Here is a 17,597-nt window from a genome sequence, read left to right as displayed (position 1 = left end):
ACGACTTAAGGAGCAGTTATGCAATTAACTCAACATCAGGCAGAAGCCTTTGCCCGCATGCCGTTAACCTATTTACGTCAGGAATACCCGAATCACATTATGCATTTGCTTAATGATGATGGTGATGTCTTGCCGCCACGAGAACTGCATCCCATCTTTTACGGCTGCTTTGACTGGCACTCCGCGGTACACGGTTACTGGCTGTTGCTGCGCTGCGTGCGTCTTTACCCGGATCTGGCGTGCAAATCGGAGATCACCGCGCTTTTTGATGAGCACCTGACACAAGAGAAGGTTGCGCAGGAAGTGGCCTATTTTAACGCGCCGTTCCGCGCCTCGTTTGAGCGCCCTTATGGCTACGGCTGGCTGCTGGCGCTGGCTCAGGAGCTGAAGCACTCATCACTGCCGCAGACGCAAGGCTGGCATCAGGTACTGGAGCCTTTAACCCAGGATATTCGCGTCAGGCTGATGGATTATCTCAGCAAGTTGACGTATCCCATCCGTGTTGGCACGCATTACAACACGGCGTTTGCGCTGGCACTGGCGCTGGATTACGCCCGCGCGCTTGCGGATCGGCCGCTTGAGCAGGCCATTCTGGATGCTGCAAACCGCTATTACCTGGCTGATACCAATTATCCTGCGCACTATGAGCCAGGCGGCGATGAGTATATTTCGGGTGCGCTGACCGAAGCGCTGTTAATGAGTAAAGTCACCGCCGATTTCCCGGCCTGGTTCGATGCGTTCTTACCGGATGTGGCGTCGGTTTCGGCGCTGATGAATCCGGCGGAAGTCAGCGATCGTACCGATCCGAAAATTGCCCATCTTGACGGGCTAAATCTCAGCCGCGCCTGGTGCATGAAACATATCGCGAAGGCGTTACCGGAAAATCATGCCGGGCAAAAAGCGTTAAACGATGCTGTGAAACGCCATCTTGCGGCAAGCGTAGAACATGTGGTGGGAAGTCATTATAGCGGCGGCCACTGGCTGGCCAGTTTCGCGCTGCTGGCGCTGGAATAAAGGGTAGGTGGGTGCAGCGTGATAGTGCTGCACCCAAGCCGCTGTTGAAAAACGTTTGCATCAGCATCTCACGTTTTAACGCATTATTTTTTGCTTCGATGCCCACCGAGTCAACACTGCTGAGATGATAAGTATCCCTGCGCTCAGTCCGAACGTGCTCTGAAAACCAAACTGGTCAAACAAAACCCCACCCAACGTAGAACCTAGCGCAATCGAAAACTGGACTGTAGCAACCATCAGACCTCCACCTGATTCAGTATCAGATGCAGTCGCATGAGCAACCCAACTCCACCATCCTACCGGTGCAGCTGTTGACAGCACACCCCATACCCCCAATAAAACACATACTGCCAGTACGTTGTTACCCATGGGGATAAGAATCACTGCAACTGAAGCCATAACCAGCGGTATTGTAATGAGTGTCTGATAGAGGCGGTTTTTGATCACAAACCCAATCGCCGTCGTTCCCACGACTCCTGCTATTCCAATCATTAACAATATCAGCGTTACTGCGCCTGAATTAACTTTAGTGACATTCTCCAGGAAAGGTCTGACATAGGTAAAAAGAGTAAATTGCCCCATAAAAAAGATACCGGCGGCGCACATACCCATTGCGACATTTTTCTTCCGTAAAAGCGAGGCAATGGTTGAGCCAGTATTACGGGACTTGCCAGTTTCCATGGAGGGGAGGCTTACCCATTGCCAGACGAACGTGACCATAGCTACAGGCACTAAGCACAGAAATGCACCTCGCCAGCTGATGACAGCCGTAAGATAGCTACCAAGTGGAGCGGCCACTACCGTCGCCAAGGCATTTCCGCCATTGAAAACGGCCAGCGCACGCGGAACGTGGCTGATATGTACCAGTCTTACAGCTGTGGCGACAGACATTGACCAGAAGCCGCCAATCACCACACCGATCAGCGCGCGGCCCAACATATAGACAGCAAAGTTAGGCGCCAGAGCGACGATCATGGCCGATATGCCCATCAGGGCGGTTAATGCCAGTAAAAGAAACTTACGGTTCAGCCCTCCAGCGAGCCTGCGTACGGTAAGACTTGTCACGACGGCAAAGACCCCCGAAATCGTCATTCCCTGGCCGGCAGTGCCTTCAGTGATCCCTAAATCTCTGGCAAGCGGCGTTAACAGACTGACGGGCATGAATTCGCTTTATTTCTCCAAAACGGCATATGAAGCGGCGAATCAGCCAAAAGAGCTTCTGATTGTTAAAGATGCCACTCATGTTGATTTGTATGATCGTATGGATAAAATCCCGTTCAATGATATAACAGCATTCTTTAATAAATACCTTAACAAATAAGCAATAATACCTTCCGGTGTTCTCTGATGCGGTGGCCGAAAATATAGGCCATTGCATTGTTATAATCTACGATACTCAGATGGCAGAGCGCATTAAAAATATTCATGCGTTAAATGTGGGGGAAGGTATTACCGTATGGATATTCAGTCCGCTATTAACTTATCATGAGTTAATAGCGGGTAATAGATAATTCTATGTCATCAATTAATAAATTGAAGATTGATAAAAGGTATCAATATGAAAACCTTAGTGATTGTTTCTCATCCTTATCCCGAACATTCCCATGTTATTAAAGCGCTAAAAGAAACAGCAGAATCGATGGTGAATGTTGTTGTCCGGGATCTCGAAGCTATTTATGCTACACGGGACATCGTATTTAATATTGCTGAAGAACAAGATGCGTATGATGGCGTTGACAGGGTCATATTTATGTATCCGACACACTGGTTTAACCTTACCCCCAATCTCAAATCTTATTTAAACGAGGTCTGGAGTTATGGGTGGGCATTTGGTCCTGATGGTCATGCACTGAAGAACAAGGAAATGATGGTAGTCACTTCAGCCGGTGCCGCGGAGCAAATGTATTCAGCAGACGGACTTATTAAAAGTAGCATGGCTGACGTACTGGCTCCGATGAAAGCCTCTGCACTATATGTAGGAATGAAATATCTCCAGCCACTGGTGATTTATAATGCCGTGAATGTTTCTCCCGAAAGAATGAATCATTTGAGTAGCGAGTTAGTCAGCCATTTATCTGCCTGAGTGCTATAAGCGAAATAGACGCGATTTTATTTACTTATCCGCATGTATTGACAAGGTCTAATTATGCAAAATTTTATTTTTCATAAAAACTGAAAGAACACGGCCATGTCGCCCTGGGTGAGCATGCGAATATTACGACAGAGAAAGTAGAGGAAATACTGAAACTGGCGTTGTAATAATTCTATACGTGGCACATGAAATACGGCGGCATTTCTCCCTCTGAGCTGAAGCACCTGCGCCAGTTGGAGAGGAAAATCTGCGGCTGAAGAAACGGGGGGCCGATCTGAGCCCCGAGAAGGCGATGTTGCAGGACGTGCTGGCAAAAAGAACTGACGCTGGCACGCCTGCGTGAATGGGGCCGGGAGTGTAGCCTGGGTTTATGAAGTTACTAACCCATACATGCAATTTAACATAATATACATTATGCGTACTGACATGTAATCAGGCAGAATCCAGCATTTCGCACCTGTGATTGTGTTGCCTGTTTTATCCTTGGTTTCCGGCTTTTCAGGCAGACCGCTCAATCCGCTTCAGGCGTTCCCTGATGAAAAATCATTTGCCAGCGACCATCTTCATTTCTGACCCATAACGATGTGCGCAATGTGCGGTGCGTTTTCTCTCCCGACGGACTTTGCCTGAACGTCCGGTATGTCAGTAACAGCGTTCCGCTTTCGATCTGCGTTAATGCGAATTCCTCCGACGCGATTTGCTGTCGGTCTGTTTCTGCCAATAATGAATCGATAACTTGCTGCCTGTCGTATCGTTTTCCCGAACGACCAATCTCGAAAAAATGTCTGTGCAGCAACTTCTCAATGGCAATCTTCTGGCTGCGAATTTCTGGTCGATGAAGCTGCCGTTCGTATTGCACAATCTGCGGTTGTAAATCCTCTGTCATCATTCACCTTTTCCATTTCCGCCAATAAATGCCGCACTGCGCGTTTTCACTCCGGCACCCGATCTGTAAGCTTCATCCATTTATCGGCTGTATATAATTCATTCAGATTATTCTTAATTGTTTACCACGGTATGCCATTTATTCTTAACATCTCAAACACATAAGAACATTAACGATGGAGCGACTCAATGACCTTCCCCGGCCAACTCTCTGGTAATAACCTTCCCGATTACGGTCTTGCACGCAGCCTGGGCCTGGCCCCCGGTGATGACTTTGACTTTACTTCACTGGGTAATCAACTCGACTGTACCCGCAGTTTTCACCAGGTTGGCATTATTTATTCGGACGGTCCGCGTCAATGGCTGGTACGTCCTTCGCGGCGGATCGCCACGCCAAATCAAAGCACCGTCAGCCATGTTATTGTTACAAAAGTCAATTCTCAATCCACCTACAGTGCCGCTCAAGCGATCAATACGACGATTCAGGCACCTTCACTGGCAAATGAAATTACGTCGACGGCCATTTCTTGCGGAGCCGCCGTTGTCACCGGCGTTCTCGCACTGGGCGCTGGCGCTGCCGTACCGTTGACGGCCGGGGCTTCAGGCGTGGTGGCGGCGATCATTACTGCCGGAACGGTAGCCACCGTGGCGCAATGCGCGATCGGGCTGGGCCGCATCTCACTGATCGCCACCAATAATGACGAAGTGGTAACCTGGCTGGACAGTGAATCGTGGTATGTCACGACCAGCACAGCACTGGATATTCTTTCCCTGGCTGGTGCCGGGGCCGGATTAAAAAGTACCCTGGAAACCTACAAGCTGATGAAAGGCGCAACCTCTTCCAGCGTAACAAACTGGCTGAAGAATTTAAGCCGTGCAGAACGTAAACGCATCACCGAGGAAATTATTCGCGCGCAAAACCCGGGAATATCCAACACCGGCGTAAAAGCCGCGATGAAAGCAGGATTTTACCCGAAACGTTATCCTTCCGAAGCGTTACAAACCGCGTTGCAGCGTGAACTGACGGCGGCACTGGTTAATACCTCCGCATTTGCCGGTAGCGCGTTAACTGGAACGATCCGCAATCCTGGCAATATGAAAACCTCTGGGCAGTACATTATTGGTCTGATACAGTCATTTTCCTTTACAGGAAGTAATTGGTAGATGATGAAATATATAAAAAGAAGCCTTACGTTAAGTGCGGTGGTGGCAGAGAAAATAAAAACGAACGATCCGGAACGGCTGGAAAAATTAAAGGATCGTTTAAAGGATCGGCTGGGAATTCCTGCGGGTTGGCATATGATGGGCCTGCCGTTGATTGCCAGCATGATCCTCGCAGTGTTTAGTTTCGCCCTTCCCCAACCCTTTATCTGGCTGGCGATTTTTAGCTGGCTGGCGTTGCCGCATTATGCCGTGATGGCCGCGGTGATCCCTGTATCACTGCTCTATAGCGCCATTATTATTATCGCTATGGTCTTCATTTCTCGCGGTTTTTTATCGGCGATGAAGGTTTATCTGTATACGCTTTTTGTGACGTCGCTGGTCGCCATGATATTCTTTCTGACAGCCTTTGTTCCGGCACTGTTTGGCGCTGAACGCCAATTGTGGTTTGTTATCAGTTCATTATTGGGGTTAATTTTCATTGGTGGTAGCGTTAAATGCCTTAATAGCGCCATGTTTTTCCGCACCAATGCGTTATATTTGCACAACCGGGTCTGGCGCAAGCAATTGAATATTCAGCGTCAGAATATATCCTTTTCAAAACGATAAAATAAAGCCGCTGCGATTATTATTCCGCAGCGGCAATACCGCATTTAAAATATCAGCTTCGACGCCTCCTGCGCCTTATACATCCAGTTCAACCCACACAGCGGCATGATCCGAACCGGCATTGACCGGTTTTTTCAGCTCGGCGTAGGTTTCCCACTTCGCCGGACGCACGCCGGGCCACATCCCTTTACGGTACACGCCGCCCTGCTTTACCGTTTCCCATAACGCCGGTGACAACAGGATATAGTCGATTTTGTTATTGGCGGTACAGCTTCCCCACGTTCCCGGATAGCCGCCATTATCAAACTTTGCATGGGTGAAAATATCGCGCAGATCGGTATCTTTCAGCAGCGGCGCAAGCGGTTGGCTGTCTGGCGTGTCGTTAAAATCCCCGACAATCGCAATCAGCGTTTCGCCCTCTTTAATGCGTTGCTGATAAATCGCTTTCACCCGTGCGGCTTGCTCCCGGCGGCGAGCGTCTGAGCTGTTTTGCGATCCATAGCCTTTACTCTTCAGGTGATTCACTAACACATGCAGCGTTCTGCCATCCTTCAACGGGATGGCAAACTCCGGGCAATCGCGGGAGAAAATCAGCGCGCCATCGGCATCTTTGTCATCAACATGGCTGCGGATAGTCTCAATCGGGAATGCGCTGGCGGTCATTAAACCGACATCGATCCCACGTTCATCATTGCCATCAATCACCATCACATGCTCAAACGGCTTGCCATTACGGGCGGGAATGATTTCGCGGTTAAACGCCAGCAACGCCGGTCGGCTTTCCGCTTCGACGACAGCCAGAATATCGGCCTGCAGATCAATCATCACCTGCGCGGTCAACAGCATGGCCGTTTCATCCACCGGTGCGGCGCGTAGTTCCAGCGAGCCGACCCAGTCGGCCCGCCCTTCGGCAATAATGCGGATCTCCGAGCCATCTGTCGGCCGCGTCAGCAGTTTGCCACGGTTACGGCGCAGGATCACAAACGGGCCAGTATCAGACTTTTTCAGCCCCAGATCGTTAAGCAAAACCACCATTTTTCGTTTCATTTCAGCGGTATAGGTTAATTCGCCGAGTAACGCATTCAGGGCGGCAAACTTTTCCAGAATCGGTTTGCCTTCGTCCCAGTCGGCCAGATTCATGGCCTTCGCGCGGTCGAATAAGTTTTCCACATTGTAAGACGCCAGCCGCATCATTCACCCTCCCCTTGATTTCAACCGCTTCTGTGGCGATCGCACAGGCAGTTTCCGCTCATCGGTTAAGATTGTAGTCGTCGGCTGTGTCTTCAGCATGACAGAAAACCCCCTGCTTTCCCCCGGCCAGGCTGGCGCAAAATGATGGCTACGCGTCAATCATCCTGTAATTTGCGCCACAGACTCATTTTGCTGATCCCCAAATGGTGGGCCACTTTCTGCTGGTCGTTATTGTATCGCCGCAGATAAAGCGCGATCACCTGACGCTCAATATCGCGAACGATGGCCTTCAGCGTTGTTTTGTTCAGATCCACGACGACATTGTCATTAACCGTTGTGGGCCTGGCGCTATCCACCAGCGAAAAGCCGGTAAGCGTCAGCAACTCGTACAGGGAACTGCTCGGGAACTCACCGGATAATAAAGCCAGCCGCTCAAGGATAAACCGCAATTCACGAACATTGCCCGGCCAGGGCCAGCCGCTAAAAAGATCGAGAAATTGCGTCAGTAAGTGCTCGGCATTGAGTTCGCAAAGAAACATTCCGGCCAGATAGCGAATATCCTCCGGACGTTCGCGCAGCGGCGGAACCGCCAACGGCAGCACATTTAGCCGATAGTAGAGATCGCGACGAAACGTCCCTTCCTCGCTCATTTTTTCCAGCGAACGATTTGTGGCACCAATAATTCTGACATCGACGGGGATCACCTCTTTACCACCGATATGCATGATCTCATACTCCTGAAGCACGCGTAATAAGCGGCTCTGGATAGTCATCGGCAGCTCGCCAATTTCATCGAGAAACAGCGTGCCCTGATGTGCCAGCTCAATAAGCCCCGCCTTTCCTTCCCGTCTTGCGCCGGTAAACGCGCCGCCTTCGTAACCAAAAAGTTCACTCTCCAGCAGGCTCTCCGGGATCGCCGCACAGTTGATGGCGACAAAAGGCCCGTGGTTGCGCAGGCTGTGATTATGCATGCTCTGGGCAAACAGCTCTTTTCCGGTACCGGATTCCCCGTAAATCATGACCGGAGAATCGGTGCGGGCATAAATTTGTGCCAGCTTCTTTATTGCCTGCATGTCACGGTTGGCAGTTAAGATATGATCAAAGGTGTAGCGGGCAGTAAGCCCCTTTTTCTTCAGCTTGCCGCGAACGATGCGCTCGGCCTTCTCTATCTGCGGTGTATCGGTAAAAGAGCAGACCACGCCAATGCAGCGTTTTCCCATAAAAATGGGCACCCGGCTGGTGATAATCGACGTGTTATCCAGCTCCTGCAACTCACGGATCTCCGGCGCGGCGGTCAACAATACCTGATTAATACGTGTATTTTTAATAATATTATCAACGGGTTTGCCAATCACCTGCGCGGCGCTCAGCCCGAAAATCTTTTCTGCGCTGTGATTAAAAAACTGAATCTCGTTGTTGTCGTTGGTAACGATAATGCCTTCCGTAATGGAGGAAAGGATAATCTCCAGCCTGGCGGTATCACGGGCTTTGCGTTTTGTCGTTTCCACTATGGCCAGCGCTTCACGCAGCGCACTGTTCACCGATTCGATCCCGTTTTCAATCAGGATGCCCTGCATGGCGTACTGTTTGGCACTATTGGCGACCGGAAAACCGCCGGTCACCGTGGCATAGCGGCGGCGCCGACACTGTTCCAGTTGTTCGGTCATATCCTGGTGGGATAAAAAAACAAACTCATCGATAGTGATATTCAGCGCCTGTGCAATAAGTAACACATCAGTTAAATAATTCTGGTAATTGAAGAAGGCGATATGCTGCGAATGATTTTTCAGCGGAATGAGGGATTTCAGTAAATCCGCCGTGGATGTCAGTATTTTCACTACCGGAATAGCGGTTGCTTTTTCAATATATTCCGCCGTTCCTCCCCGGCTAAGAATAACATCGTAGTACTCAGCATCAAGATTTCTGGCGATGTTGGCCGCTTTCTCAAGGCTGCCATGATAAACGTGGCAGTTAAATATACCCGTACATTGTGTAGCGACTATTTCGCCCAGTTGTGGGTAAGGGGTAATTAACGCAAGGTTGGGTAGAGTATTCTTGTTCATGGCGCTTTTTTCAATGTTGCTGTTTTATTAAATCAATATCAAAGTTGGTATCTATAACGAAATTGATATTGATCGCGGTGTTTTGTTGTTTATTTCACTTTCCGTAAAATTCTTAACATTCAATAAGTTGCTTGTCCTCTTTGCAAATTTAATTTTTGGCACGCTGTTTGATTAATAACGTTTGTGTGAAGCATTTTTCTTCCACGAAAACTATTTTAGCTTACAAGGAAATTGAATGAACAATAAGACAGGTGTATTAAGCGGCGTCCGCGTTCTGGATCTCACTCGTGTGCTGGCTGGACCTTATTGCGGAATGATGTTAGCCGACTTTGGCGCTGACGTGATTAAGATTGAATTACCGGGTAAAGGCGATGATGCCCGTGCAAATGCGCCACAAATAAATGGTGAAAGCGCCTATTTTATGAATCTTAATCGTAATAAACGTGGTATTACGCTCAATCTCAAGTCTGAGCAAGGGCGTAATATTTTCCTGAAAATGGTGCGCAACAGCGATATTGTGCTGGAAAATTACCGGCCGGGCGTGATGGAAAAGCTTGGCCTTGGTTATGAAGATCTGCGCAAGGTGAATCCAGCCATTATTTATGGCGCGGTATCGGGTTTCGGCCACACCGGGCCTTACTCCCGGCGTGCGGGATACGACATTATCGGCCAGGCGATGAGCGGCCTGATGAGCACCACGGGCTGGCCCGATACGCCTCCCACCCGCACCGGAACGGCCATTGCGGATGTGGTAGGCGGTATGAGCTGTGCCATCGGCGTGCTCGCGGCCTATGCCAATCGCCTGAAAACCGGCGTCGGCGACAAAGTGGATATCGCGCTGGTTGATGCGATGGTCTCGTCGCTGGAGATCATCAATATTATCTACCTGAACACTGGACGTATTCCGACGCGTATCGGTAACCGTTATGAAGCGATTTATCCTTACGATTCATTTCAGGCGCAGGACGGTTACGTCATCATCGCCTGCGGCAACGATAAGCTGTTTGGTCTGCTGAAACAGACGCTGAAAATCAGCGAGCTGGAGGATGCCAGATTCAGCACCAATATTGCACGTGTTACCCATCATGCTGAACTGAAAGCCATCCTGGAGCGCTGGACTTGCGAACACCCGATTGACCAGATCGTTGAGCTGCTGCTGGCGGCAGGCATTCCGGCCGCGCCAATCAACACCATCGACCGCGTAACCAAAGATCCGCATATTGCCGGGGCGCGCGAAATGTTTGTCGATATTGAACATCCGGTCGCCGGAAAAATTACCATGACCGGTAATCAGGTTAAATTCTCCAACAATAAAACCTCCATCAGAATGCCCGCGCCGACGCTGGGTCAGCACAACCACGAAATATTAAAAGAACTGCTTAATTATTCCGATGCGGAAATAGAGCAGCTTATCAACGATGGTATTCTTTAAGGCCAACACCATGGGAAAATTTATTCAACTTACCGAAGTCGGACCGCGAGACGGCTTCCAGAATATTAAGCAGCCGATTCCAACTGAACTGAAAATTCGTATTATCGATCACCTGATCGCTGCCGGTGCGAAAAACATCGAAATAACGTCGATGGTCAGCCCGAAAGCGATCCCGCAAATGTCGGATGCGAAACAGGTCATTGCCCATGTGCTTGAACATCACCCGACGATAACGCCCTGGGTGCTGGTGCCGAATAACCGGGGAGCGCAATTAGCCGTGGAGAATCACATCTCGCACGTCAATTATGTTATCTCCGTCAGCCCGGCGCATAACAGCGCCAATATTAACCGTACGCACCAGCAATCGCTGGATGAGCTGGCCGTCATTCGCCAGGCGCATCCGGATCTGGAGATTTCGCTGTCGCTTGCCACCGCGTTTGGTTGCCCTTTTATCGGCGCTACCAGCACTGACACGCTGCTGGAGATGATCCATTTTGCCGGGGATCTTGGCATTCACCACATTACGCTGTGCGACACCATCGGCGTGGCGAATCCGCTGCAAACCGCAGATCTCCTGCAACGCGTCAGCGCCCGGTTCCCGCATCTCGATATCGGCCTGCATATGCATAACACGCACGGTATGGCGCTGGCCAACATGATGGCTGGTTTGCAAAACGGCGTGACGCGCTTTGAAACGGCGGTTGGCGGTCTGGGGGGTTGTCCTTTCGCGCCGGGTGCCGCCGGAAATGCCGCGACAGAAGATGCGGTAAATATGTTTTCCCGCATGGGGTTCGATTGCGGAATATCACTCGATGCGCTGCTGGAAGTCTCTGCGTTAATTCGCGAATCGATTGAGCCAGCATTATTAAGCAGTTTATCGCGGGCAAGAACGTACCGGGAGTTTGATTTTTACCCACCGCAACGCTGAATACTCAGGGAATACACCATGAACAATAACAGCGGTAAACCCACCATGACGCATTACAGATGGTGGGTAATGAGCTTTATTTTTGTCATTTATACTGTTGCAAATGCCGATCGGGCAAATATCGGTTTTGCCCTACCCTTTATTCAGGAGGAATTTAATCTCTCCAATACTCTGGCCGGGTTATTAATTAGTTTGTTCTTTGCTGGCTATGCGCTATTTCAAATTCCGGCCGGGTATGTCATTAAAAAATATGGTATGCGGAAGGCGTTTGCGCTCGGCATGTTTCTGACCTCCTTTTTTACCGCCTTAATGGGCGTGGTGAATAATGTGCTGGTGCTGAAATTGCTGCGTTTCTTTGTCGGCGTCAGCGAAGCGCCGGTGGTGATCGGCTCGACGGTGACCATCAATCAGTGGTTTCCGGCGAAAGAAAAAGGCACTGCTACCGGTCTGTTTCTTGCGGGTTCAAAGTTTGGCCCGCTGATTGTTCCCGCCCTGTGCGCGTGGATCATCATGACGTGGGGCTGGCGCTATATCTTTGTCTTTTTCGCCATCCCCGGGCTTCTGTTGTCTATCTTCTGGTATTTCATGGTGCGCAACACTCCAGAAGAGAGCCGCTTTGTGAACAAACAGGAGGCGGCATATATTCGCGACGAGTTACCGGGTAAGGCGCAACAACCCGGAGAGGCGCCGCAGAAAGCCCGCTTCCGCTACTGCTGGCTGGACACGCTGATCCGCACCCGCCAGGTGGAGGAACTCACCACCTCGAAGCAGGTATTCAGGTGCTGGGATATTTACGGTGTGGCGTTAGGCTACTTCTCAATGGTTGGCATTGTCAGCGTACTGATGTCGTGGCTGCCGAAATACTTGATCACCGAACGCGGCTTCGATCTTACCAGTTCCGCCGCGCTGGCCGCCGCGCCTTTTCTCGGCACTGTGCTGGGTAATTTTCTCGGCGGTGTGCTTTCAGACCGGGTACTGAATAAAAGGCGTAAGCCGTTGATGCTGCTGAGCGCAGGCGCGACGATTTTCACTATGTATTCGCTGGTGTTTGCTCCTGAAAGCAAGGCTGTTCTTTCGCTGATGCTGTTTATGCTCGGGCTGATGCTCTCTCTCGGTTATTCCGCCTATTCGGTGTATGCCATGGGCCGCGCCAGTAAAGAGATCTATCCCGTTGCCTACAGCGTGATCAATATGGGCGGACAACTCGGTGGCATGTGCATGCCGCTGATTGTCGGTGTCATCCTTGATCGCTGGAACTGGGATGCGGTGTTTATCGCCATGACCGGCTTCTGCGTGTTGTGTTTTATACTCGTTGCCACGGTGATTGAACCGTTACCGAAAGAGGTCACGGTGGTGCGCCGTTAAACATCGGGGGCGAAAGCCCCCTTTTCACTCTGGCCGCAACGTGCGGCAAACGTTCAGCACAAACTGCCGCAGCCAGCGGTGCGCCGGGTCAACTTCCGAACGCGGATGCCAGAGCTGTGAAACGGTGATGCCGCGGGTTTTGACCGGCAGTTCAAACATCCATAACCCCTCGCTTGTCGCCTTATTCATCAGGAACGAGGCCGGAACCAGCGCGATCAAATCAGTAGCGCGCGCTACCGCCAACACCGCCGGAAAACCCGGCACCACGGCGGCGATGTTGCGCTGCAGCCCGGCATCGGCTAGCCCTTCATCCACCGGCCCGCTCAGCAGCCCGCGCCGTGAGGCGATAACGTGCGCAAACGAGACATACTGTTCGGCGCTCACTGTCTGCTGTTGCGCCAGTGGATGGCCGCTTCTGACCACACCGACAAAACGATCGCGAAACAGTGCCTGCACGCGGATTTCCGGCCCCATTTCCCCCAGCACGCCAATCTCCAGATCGACCCGCCCTTCGCGTAGCGGTTTATCGCTTTTCTCTGCTTTCGGCGTAAAGCGCAGCGTTACGCCTGGCGCAATGGCAGCGGCTTGCGCAATCAACGTCGGGCCAAAGGCTTCAACAAAACCGTCATTGGCTCGTAGCGTAAACATCTGGCGCAGGCTGGCAATGTCCAGCAACGGCGTTGCCGGGCGCAATACCGCCCGCGCTTCGAAAACGGCGTTTTGCGTGCGTTCGCGAATGGCTTCGGCATAAGGCGTCAGCACCATTGTCCGCCCCGCCCGTACCAGCAGCGGATCGCCGGTAGTTTCCCGCAGGCGGCTCAGCGTGCGGCTCATCGCCGATGCGCTCAGCCCCAATCGTCGGGCGGCGGCGGCAACGCTTCTTTCGGCCAGCAGAATATCCAGCGCAAACAGCAGATTCAGGTCCGGTTGTGTCATAGCAGGTTGTTTTCCATAGAGAAGAAGTAGATATGGCGTTTGCTGCACTATATCAATGCAACTGCTGCGTCTTCCGCCATGTATCCCGCGAAAGTAGAGTTAATGCAAGCACAACTTATTCTGAGGTCATGATGGAATTGTTTACAGATTTGCCGGGCGATGAAGGGTTAGCGGGTCGCCAGCGCGCGCTGGCGCTGATTGCGCTGATGACCAGCACCACGATGGCCGTTTTTGATGGCGCGATGGTGAATATCGCCCTGCCGCAAATCGCCCGTTCTCTGCATGTCTCTGCCGGGGACGCCGTCTGGGTAGCGAATGGCTATCTGCTTTCTGCTGCGATGACGCTGGCTATTTTTGCTGCGCTGGCCGCCCGCATGGGGTTTCGTACGCTGTTTGCCAGTGGGTTACTGCTGTTTACGCTGGCGTCGCTGGGGTGCGCGTTATCCCCATCGCTGCCGATGCTGGTGACCATGCGCGTATTGCAAGGGATTGGCGGCGCGGCCACGCTCAGTATTGCACCGGCCATCCTGCGTTCAATTTTTCCCACTCGTCTGCTGGGGCGCATTCTCGGCATCAACGCCCTGCTGATTGCCACCAGCACGGCTGTTGCACCTGTCATTGGCGGCGCGCTGCTGAGCGAGCTGAGCTGGCAATGGTTATTTGCCATCAATATTCCGCTGGGCGCTATCGCACTGGCATTTGCCCTGCGCGTCATTCCAGGAAAAACTGCCAGCGTCAGCGGGCCGTTTGATGTGCAGGGCGCGCTGTTCTCGGCGCTGATGCTGGGGGCGGCCATCATGGCGTCGACGGCCACATCCTGGACGGGCACCGCTTTTGCTGTGGTTGCGGTGGCGAGCGGGCTGGCGTTTGTGCGCCGTCAACAGCGAGCGCCGCAACCGTTGCTGCCGCTGGGGCTTTTTGCCTCGTCCCGTTTCTCTCTTGCCGCACTCACCTCGCTGGCCTCGTTTATCAGCCAGGGCGTGACTTTTGTCGCGCTGCCGTTTCTCTTTCAGAATGTTTATGGCTACAGCGCCTTTACCTCGGCTTTGCTGTTTACCGCCTGGCCAGTCGGCATCATTCTGGTGGCACCGCATGCCGGGCGGCTGGCAGATCGCTATGCGCCCGCAAAAATTGCCACTGCCGGGTTACTGCTGTTCGCCGTTGGATTGCTGCTGCTGGCGCTGCTACCGCAAAATGCAGCGGCGTGGGATATCAGCCTGCGTGGGCTGATCTGCGGGATGGGCTTCGGCTGTTTTCAAAGCCCGAATAACCGGGAGATGCTGGCCAGCGCCTCACGCGAACACAGCGGCTATGCTTCCGGCGTATTAGCCATTGTGCGCACCTTTGGACAGTGCCTTGGCGCGGCACTGGTGGGCGTGATGCTGGCGCTCTGCTCGCCAACGCAGGAAGCGCTGGCGATACGGCTGGGATTGTGGCTGGCGATGATGGCGACGCTGCTGGCAATCGCCTTCAGTCTGAGCCGCCTGCGTCAGTTGTCGGCTCCGGCCGTGCGCTGAGCCAGCCAGACCGTGTGGCCGCCGCAGTCGGGATCTTCCGCCCGCATCTCCAGCACGCGAAAGCCGATTGCCGCCAGTTGTTGCCGGTACTCTTCAGGCGCGAGGCTGGCGTGATACAGCGGCTCGCCCTCAAATTGTCCGATGGCGATACCGTCCTCCGGCCCGCTGGTAAACATCAGCACGCTGCCAGGATGGCTGTGGCGGGCAAAGCGGGCAAACATGCTGCGCTGATCGTTCTGCGTCAGATGGAAAAAGCTGTCCCAGGCGATCAGGCCGTCGAAGGTTTGCGCCAGCGCAAGCTGGCGCATATCCTGGTGAACCCAGCGCGCAGACGGAAACGTCTGCCGGGCCCTTTCCAGCATCGCTGGCGCGCCGTCCACGCCGGTGAGATGAAAGCCCTGGGCGATAAACCATGCGGCGATGGGTTGACCGTTGCCGCAGCCAATATCCAGAATCCGCCCATTCTCCGGTAAGCACGCGGCGAATTTCTCCAGCCAGCTTTTTTCAAACAGCGTTTGCGAACGTTGCTGCGCGAACGCAGCGGCGTGGCGTTGATAGAGGGAAAGAATGGCGCTGGCGGCCTCAGAGCGACTCATGACAGCATCCCTTTCAGCTTCGCCAGCAGATACGCAGTAACCGACGTAGCGTCGCTGACTGCGCCTTCGGCGATCAGCGCTTCAAATTCGCGCAGTGTTATCTTACGCGCCGTCAGGCCGACTTCTTCCTGATCCAGCGAGGTTTGATGCTGGGTCAGATCTTCTGCGAGAAAGATATGGTAACCCTGGCTGGAGTAGCCCTGCGCCAGTTTTTGATAGCCGACATGGCGCATACGCCCGGCCACCAGCCCGGTCTCTTCCTGAAGTTCCCCGGCGGCGACGCGCAGCGGATCTTCGTCAGGCGCGCACTCCCACGATCCCTGCGGCAGTTCGAGAGTGCGTTTGCCAATCGGGTAACGGTACTGCTCAACGATGTACAGCGCATCGTCCTCGCGGGCAATGATCACCACGAAGTCGGGTTTCTCCACCACGGAATAGATCCCTTCATTGCCGTCGGCGCGCAGAATACGGTCTTCACGCAGGCGCATCCATTTATTGCGGTAAACTTCGGTGCTGGCGAGGGTTTTGATGTCGGACATCATTATTCTCCTGGGATCAGTTCGCATTCCATATCGAAGCAGCGCAGATCGGCTCGCGCCATTTTTGAGTGATACCGGTTTTCCTGGATAACGCGAAAGCCCTGCTGCTGATAGAAACGGCAGGCATTCGGCGTTGATGCCAGCGTCAGGCGGGTAAAACCGCGACGTCGCGCTTCCTGCTTCAGCGCAGCGATGATGGCCGAGGCCAGACCTCTGCCGCTCCACTGCGGCAGAGTGAAAATGGCTTCCACACTGCCGGTGCGCAGATCGAGATACCCGCTGGCAACGGGGATATTCTCCGGCGTGACGGCAACATAGAACGGGTTCTCTTCGATCACCACGCGGTAATTGTCCGGCATGGCTTGCGGTGTCCAGGCCTCGATCACCTCCGGTGAATAGACCGCTTTACACCCCTGCTGGATCGCTGCGTTGCGAATGTGCCACAACGTTTCGGCTTCTTCAGGCACTGCCAGTCTGATCGTCATAGGCGCTCCTTTGCTGAAAATGATATTTACCATATCAATACCAGCCTGCGCTGTGTTCGGTTTTTTTTCGCCCGCAACATTCAGGGAAAGGCGTCTGCCAGAGAATGCAGCACCCAATAAAAAGGAGATGGCGCCTGAATTTGCCATCTCCTTCGGGGTTACGGCTGGCGGCAATCAGGGAATGAGATCGCAGTTGCAGGCAGCTCCGCCTTCACCGGCCAGGCAAAGGATATGACACACCTCGTTCCAGTCAGGTTCGCTGCTCCTTTCCGGGGGCGCTGCCGCGATATTCATCGATAATCCAAATAACAGAATTGAGAGTAATGCGTTGAATTTTTTCATAATACATCTCCTTTTGTATTACGAGTTTCATGGTGCCCTGTGAAACCTAACATGGAACCGTAGCCTGAAAACATTATGGCTATCTGATTCGCTGTGTTTTGCGCTGTACTGGCGTAAGGGTTGTCAGCGTAGGATTAATCTTATTTTTTTGCGGTGAGATGGTAAAGCAGGAGATGATTGCGTTGGTTGACAGTAACGCCATTTACGCAACATTTGATTAAACGATGTGCAACATTCAATGCCTTAGCGCAAATTTCATTCGAAAGTCGCGCTGAGAAACGATGCCGTCAACTAGCGTGAAAAATCGCTGTTTACCTGAATAAAAATCACACAGTTTGTAAGGAATTTCTCGTTATTTCATCCGGTTAAAAATTATGTTATCAGTATCAGCCTGCAAACTGAAAGACGTGCATTTTCAGGCTCGTCGCCCCTGTGAGGCCGA

17 protein-coding genes and 2 pseudogenes are annotated in these 17,597 nt (G+C 52.4%); 10 read left to right on the top strand and 9 right to left on the bottom strand.

The annotated features are described in order from the left end of the window. The first annotated feature begins 18 nt into the window (after nt 1-18). Nucleotides 19-1,014 (top strand): DUF2891 domain-containing protein, encoded by a 996-nt coding sequence (locus tag AWR26_RS13270; RefSeq protein WP_064566481.1) that lies wholly within the window; start codon nt 19-21, stop codon nt 1,012-1,014. A 75-nt stretch (nt 1,015-1,089) separates the two neighbouring features. On the opposite strand, the gene AWR26_RS13265 is transcribed toward AWR26_RS13270, so the two are convergent. After that, a complete protein-coding gene (locus tag AWR26_RS13265; RefSeq protein WP_064566479.1) occupies nt 1,090-2,175 on the bottom strand; it encodes an MFS transporter in 1,086 nt (361 codons plus the stop codon). Between the two features lies 1 nt (nt 2,176). Between AWR26_RS13265 and AWR26_RS13260 the strand changes: the two are divergent. The 3 genes and pseudogenes from AWR26_RS13260 to AWR26_RS25740 form a co-directional block, all read left to right on the top strand. Next, nucleotides 2,177-2,335: pseudogene (locus AWR26_RS13260) on the top strand (alpha/beta hydrolase); the annotation flags it as partial. A gap of 237 nt (nt 2,336-2,572) precedes the next feature. Next, nucleotides 2,573-3,097 carry an NAD(P)H-dependent oxidoreductase gene (locus tag AWR26_RS13255; protein WP_064566477.1) on the top strand — a complete coding sequence of 175 codons (525 nt, stop codon included), beginning with the start codon at nt 2,573-2,575 and terminating at the stop codon, nt 3,095-3,097. Between the two features lie 179 nt (nt 3,098-3,276). Further along, a pseudogene (locus tag AWR26_RS25740) lies at nt 3,277-3,425 on the top strand (IS3 family transposase); the annotation flags it as partial. Between the two features lie 192 nt (nt 3,426-3,617). Here AWR26_RS25740 and AWR26_RS13250 read toward each other — a convergent pair. Then, entirely contained in the window at nt 3,618-3,995 is a 378-nt protein-coding gene (locus tag AWR26_RS13250; protein WP_074922493.1) for a nuclear transport factor 2 family protein, read from the bottom strand. 185 nt (nt 3,996-4,180) lie between these two features. Here AWR26_RS13250 and AWR26_RS13245 point away from each other — a divergent pair, with 185 nt between their 5' ends. Then, nucleotides 4,181-5,155: a hypothetical protein gene (locus AWR26_RS13245; protein WP_043953538.1), complete on the top strand. Its 975-nt coding sequence runs from the start codon at nt 4,181-4,183 to the stop codon at nt 5,153-5,155. Continuing rightward, nucleotides 5,156-5,761: a hypothetical protein gene (locus tag AWR26_RS13240; protein WP_064566475.1), complete on the top strand. Its 606-nt coding sequence runs from the start codon at nt 5,156-5,158 to the stop codon at nt 5,759-5,761. It begins immediately after the preceding gene. A gap of 75 nt (nt 5,762-5,836) precedes the next feature. Here AWR26_RS13240 and AWR26_RS13235 read toward each other — a convergent pair whose 3' ends face one another. Together AWR26_RS13235 and AWR26_RS13230 are read right to left on the bottom strand one after the other, a co-directional pair. Next, entirely contained in the window at nt 5,837-6,952 is a 1,116-nt protein-coding gene (locus AWR26_RS13235; RefSeq protein WP_064569014.1) for an endonuclease/exonuclease/phosphatase family protein, read from the bottom strand. A gap of 155 nt (nt 6,953-7,107) precedes the next feature. Continuing rightward, entirely contained in the window at nt 7,108-9,015 is a 1,908-nt protein-coding gene (locus AWR26_RS13230) for a sigma-54-dependent Fis family transcriptional regulator (RefSeq protein ID WP_064566473.1), read from the bottom strand. A 235-nt stretch (nt 9,016-9,250) separates the two neighbouring features. Between AWR26_RS13230 and AWR26_RS13225 the strand changes: the two genes are divergently transcribed. Genes AWR26_RS13225 through AWR26_RS13215 form a run of 3 tightly spaced genes read left to right on the top strand, consistent with a single transcriptional unit; the run spans nt 9,251 to nt 12,740 of the window. Next, nucleotides 9,251-10,447 (top strand): CaiB/BaiF CoA transferase family protein, encoded by a 1,197-nt coding sequence (locus AWR26_RS13225; RefSeq protein WP_064566471.1) that lies wholly within the window; start codon nt 9,251-9,253, stop codon nt 10,445-10,447. A gap of 10 nt (nt 10,448-10,457) precedes the next feature. After that, on the top strand, nt 10,458-11,375 hold the full coding sequence (locus AWR26_RS13220; RefSeq protein ID WP_064569013.1) for a hydroxymethylglutaryl-CoA lyase: 918 nt from the start codon (nt 10,458-10,460) through the stop codon (nt 11,373-11,375). A gap of 18 nt (nt 11,376-11,393) precedes the next feature. Next, on the top strand, nt 11,394-12,740 hold the full coding sequence (locus tag AWR26_RS13215) for an MFS transporter (RefSeq protein ID WP_064566468.1): 1,347 nt from the start codon (nt 11,394-11,396) through the stop codon (nt 12,738-12,740). Nucleotides 12,741-12,764: 24 nt separating this feature from the next. On the opposite strand, the gene AWR26_RS13210 is transcribed toward AWR26_RS13215, so the two are convergent. Next, nucleotides 12,765-13,676: a LysR family transcriptional regulator gene (locus AWR26_RS13210; protein WP_064566466.1), complete on the bottom strand. Its 912-nt coding sequence runs from the start codon at nt 13,674-13,676 to the stop codon at nt 12,765-12,767. Between the two features lie 131 nt (nt 13,677-13,807). Between AWR26_RS13210 and AWR26_RS13205 the strand changes: the two genes are divergently transcribed. After that, nucleotides 13,808-15,193 carry an MFS transporter gene (locus AWR26_RS13205; RefSeq protein WP_064566463.1) on the top strand — a complete coding sequence of 462 codons (1,386 nt, stop codon included), beginning with the start codon at nt 13,808-13,810 and terminating at the stop codon, nt 15,191-15,193. Here AWR26_RS13205 and AWR26_RS13200 read toward each other — a convergent pair. From AWR26_RS13200 to AWR26_RS13185, 4 genes are all read right to left on the bottom strand, one after another. Further along, nucleotides 15,166-15,789 carry a class I SAM-dependent DNA methyltransferase gene (locus AWR26_RS13200; protein WP_064566461.1) on the bottom strand — a complete coding sequence of 208 codons (624 nt, stop codon included), beginning with the start codon at nt 15,787-15,789 and terminating at the stop codon, nt 15,166-15,168. The two genes, AWR26_RS13205 and AWR26_RS13200, sit on opposite strands and share 28 nt — an antisense overlap. Continuing rightward, on the bottom strand, nt 15,786-16,328 hold the full coding sequence (locus tag AWR26_RS13195; RefSeq protein ID WP_206062528.1) for an NUDIX domain-containing protein: 543 nt from the start codon (nt 16,326-16,328) through the stop codon (nt 15,786-15,788). The genes AWR26_RS13200 and AWR26_RS13195 overlap by 4 nt, the downstream gene beginning before the upstream one ends. A 2-nt stretch (nt 16,329-16,330) precedes the next feature. Further along, nucleotides 16,331-16,813, bottom strand: a complete 483-nt coding sequence (locus AWR26_RS13190; protein ID WP_064569012.1) for a GNAT family N-acetyltransferase — start codon at nt 16,811-16,813, stop codon at nt 16,331-16,333. Nucleotides 16,814-16,987: 174 nt separating this feature from the next. Beyond that, entirely contained in the window at nt 16,988-17,155 is a 168-nt protein-coding gene (locus AWR26_RS13185) for a hypothetical protein (RefSeq protein WP_167351148.1), read from the bottom strand. Between the last annotated feature and the right edge of the window lie 442 nt (nt 17,156-17,597).

It is taken from the genome of Kosakonia oryzae (assembly GCF_001658025.2).
Lineage (GTDB): Bacteria > Pseudomonadota > Gammaproteobacteria > Enterobacterales > Enterobacteriaceae > Kosakonia > Kosakonia oryzae.
This window is presented reverse-complemented; position numbering and strand designations above follow the sequence as displayed.

Bases quoted from the DNA above. Each gene is read 5' to 3' on its own strand.
- AWR26_RS13270 (WP_064566481.1), top strand. From the start codon at position 19: ATGCAATTAACTCAACATCAGGCAGAAGCCTTTGCCCGCATGCCGTTA.
- AWR26_RS13265 (WP_064566479.1), bottom strand. From the start codon at position 2,175: ATGCCCGTCAGTCTGTTAACGCCGCTTGCCAGAGATTTAGGGATCACT.
- AWR26_RS13255 (WP_064566477.1), top strand. From the start codon at position 2,573: ATGAAAACCTTAGTGATTGTTTCTCATCCTTATCCCGAACATTCCCAT.
- AWR26_RS13250 (WP_074922493.1), bottom strand. From the start codon at position 3,995: ATGATGACAGAGGATTTACAACCGCAGATTGTGCAATACGAACGGCAG.
- AWR26_RS13245 (WP_043953538.1), top strand. From the start codon at position 4,181: ATGACCTTCCCCGGCCAACTCTCTGGTAATAACCTTCCCGATTACGGT.
- AWR26_RS13240 (WP_064566475.1), top strand. From the start codon at position 5,156: ATGATGAAATATATAAAAAGAAGCCTTACGTTAAGTGCGGTGGTGGCA.
- AWR26_RS13235 (WP_064569014.1), bottom strand. From the start codon at position 6,952: ATGCGGCTGGCGTCTTACAATGTGGAAAACTTATTCGACCGCGCGAAG.
- AWR26_RS13230 (WP_064566473.1), bottom strand. From the start codon at position 9,015: ATGAACAAGAATACTCTACCCAACCTTGCGTTAATTACCCCTTACCCA.
- AWR26_RS13225 (WP_064566471.1), top strand. From the start codon at position 9,251: ATGAACAATAAGACAGGTGTATTAAGCGGCGTCCGCGTTCTGGATCTC.
- AWR26_RS13220 (WP_064569013.1), top strand. From the start codon at position 10,458: ATGGGAAAATTTATTCAACTTACCGAAGTCGGACCGCGAGACGGCTTC.
- AWR26_RS13215 (WP_064566468.1), top strand. From the start codon at position 11,394: ATGAACAATAACAGCGGTAAACCCACCATGACGCATTACAGATGGTGG.
- AWR26_RS13210 (WP_064566466.1), bottom strand. From the start codon at position 13,676: ATGACACAACCGGACCTGAATCTGCTGTTTGCGCTGGATATTCTGCTG.
- AWR26_RS13205 (WP_064566463.1), top strand. From the start codon at position 13,808: ATGGAATTGTTTACAGATTTGCCGGGCGATGAAGGGTTAGCGGGTCGC.
- AWR26_RS13200 (WP_064566461.1), bottom strand. From the start codon at position 15,789: ATGAGTCGCTCTGAGGCCGCCAGCGCCATTCTTTCCCTCTATCAACGC.
- AWR26_RS13195 (WP_206062528.1), bottom strand. From the start codon at position 16,328: ATGTCCGACATCAAAACCCTCGCCAGCACCGAAGTTTACCGCAATAAA.
- AWR26_RS13190 (WP_064569012.1), bottom strand. From the start codon at position 16,813: ATGACGATCAGACTGGCAGTGCCTGAAGAAGCCGAAACGTTGTGGCAC.
- AWR26_RS13185 (WP_167351148.1), bottom strand. From the start codon at position 17,155: ATGAAAAAATTCAACGCATTACTCTCAATTCTGTTATTTGGATTATCG.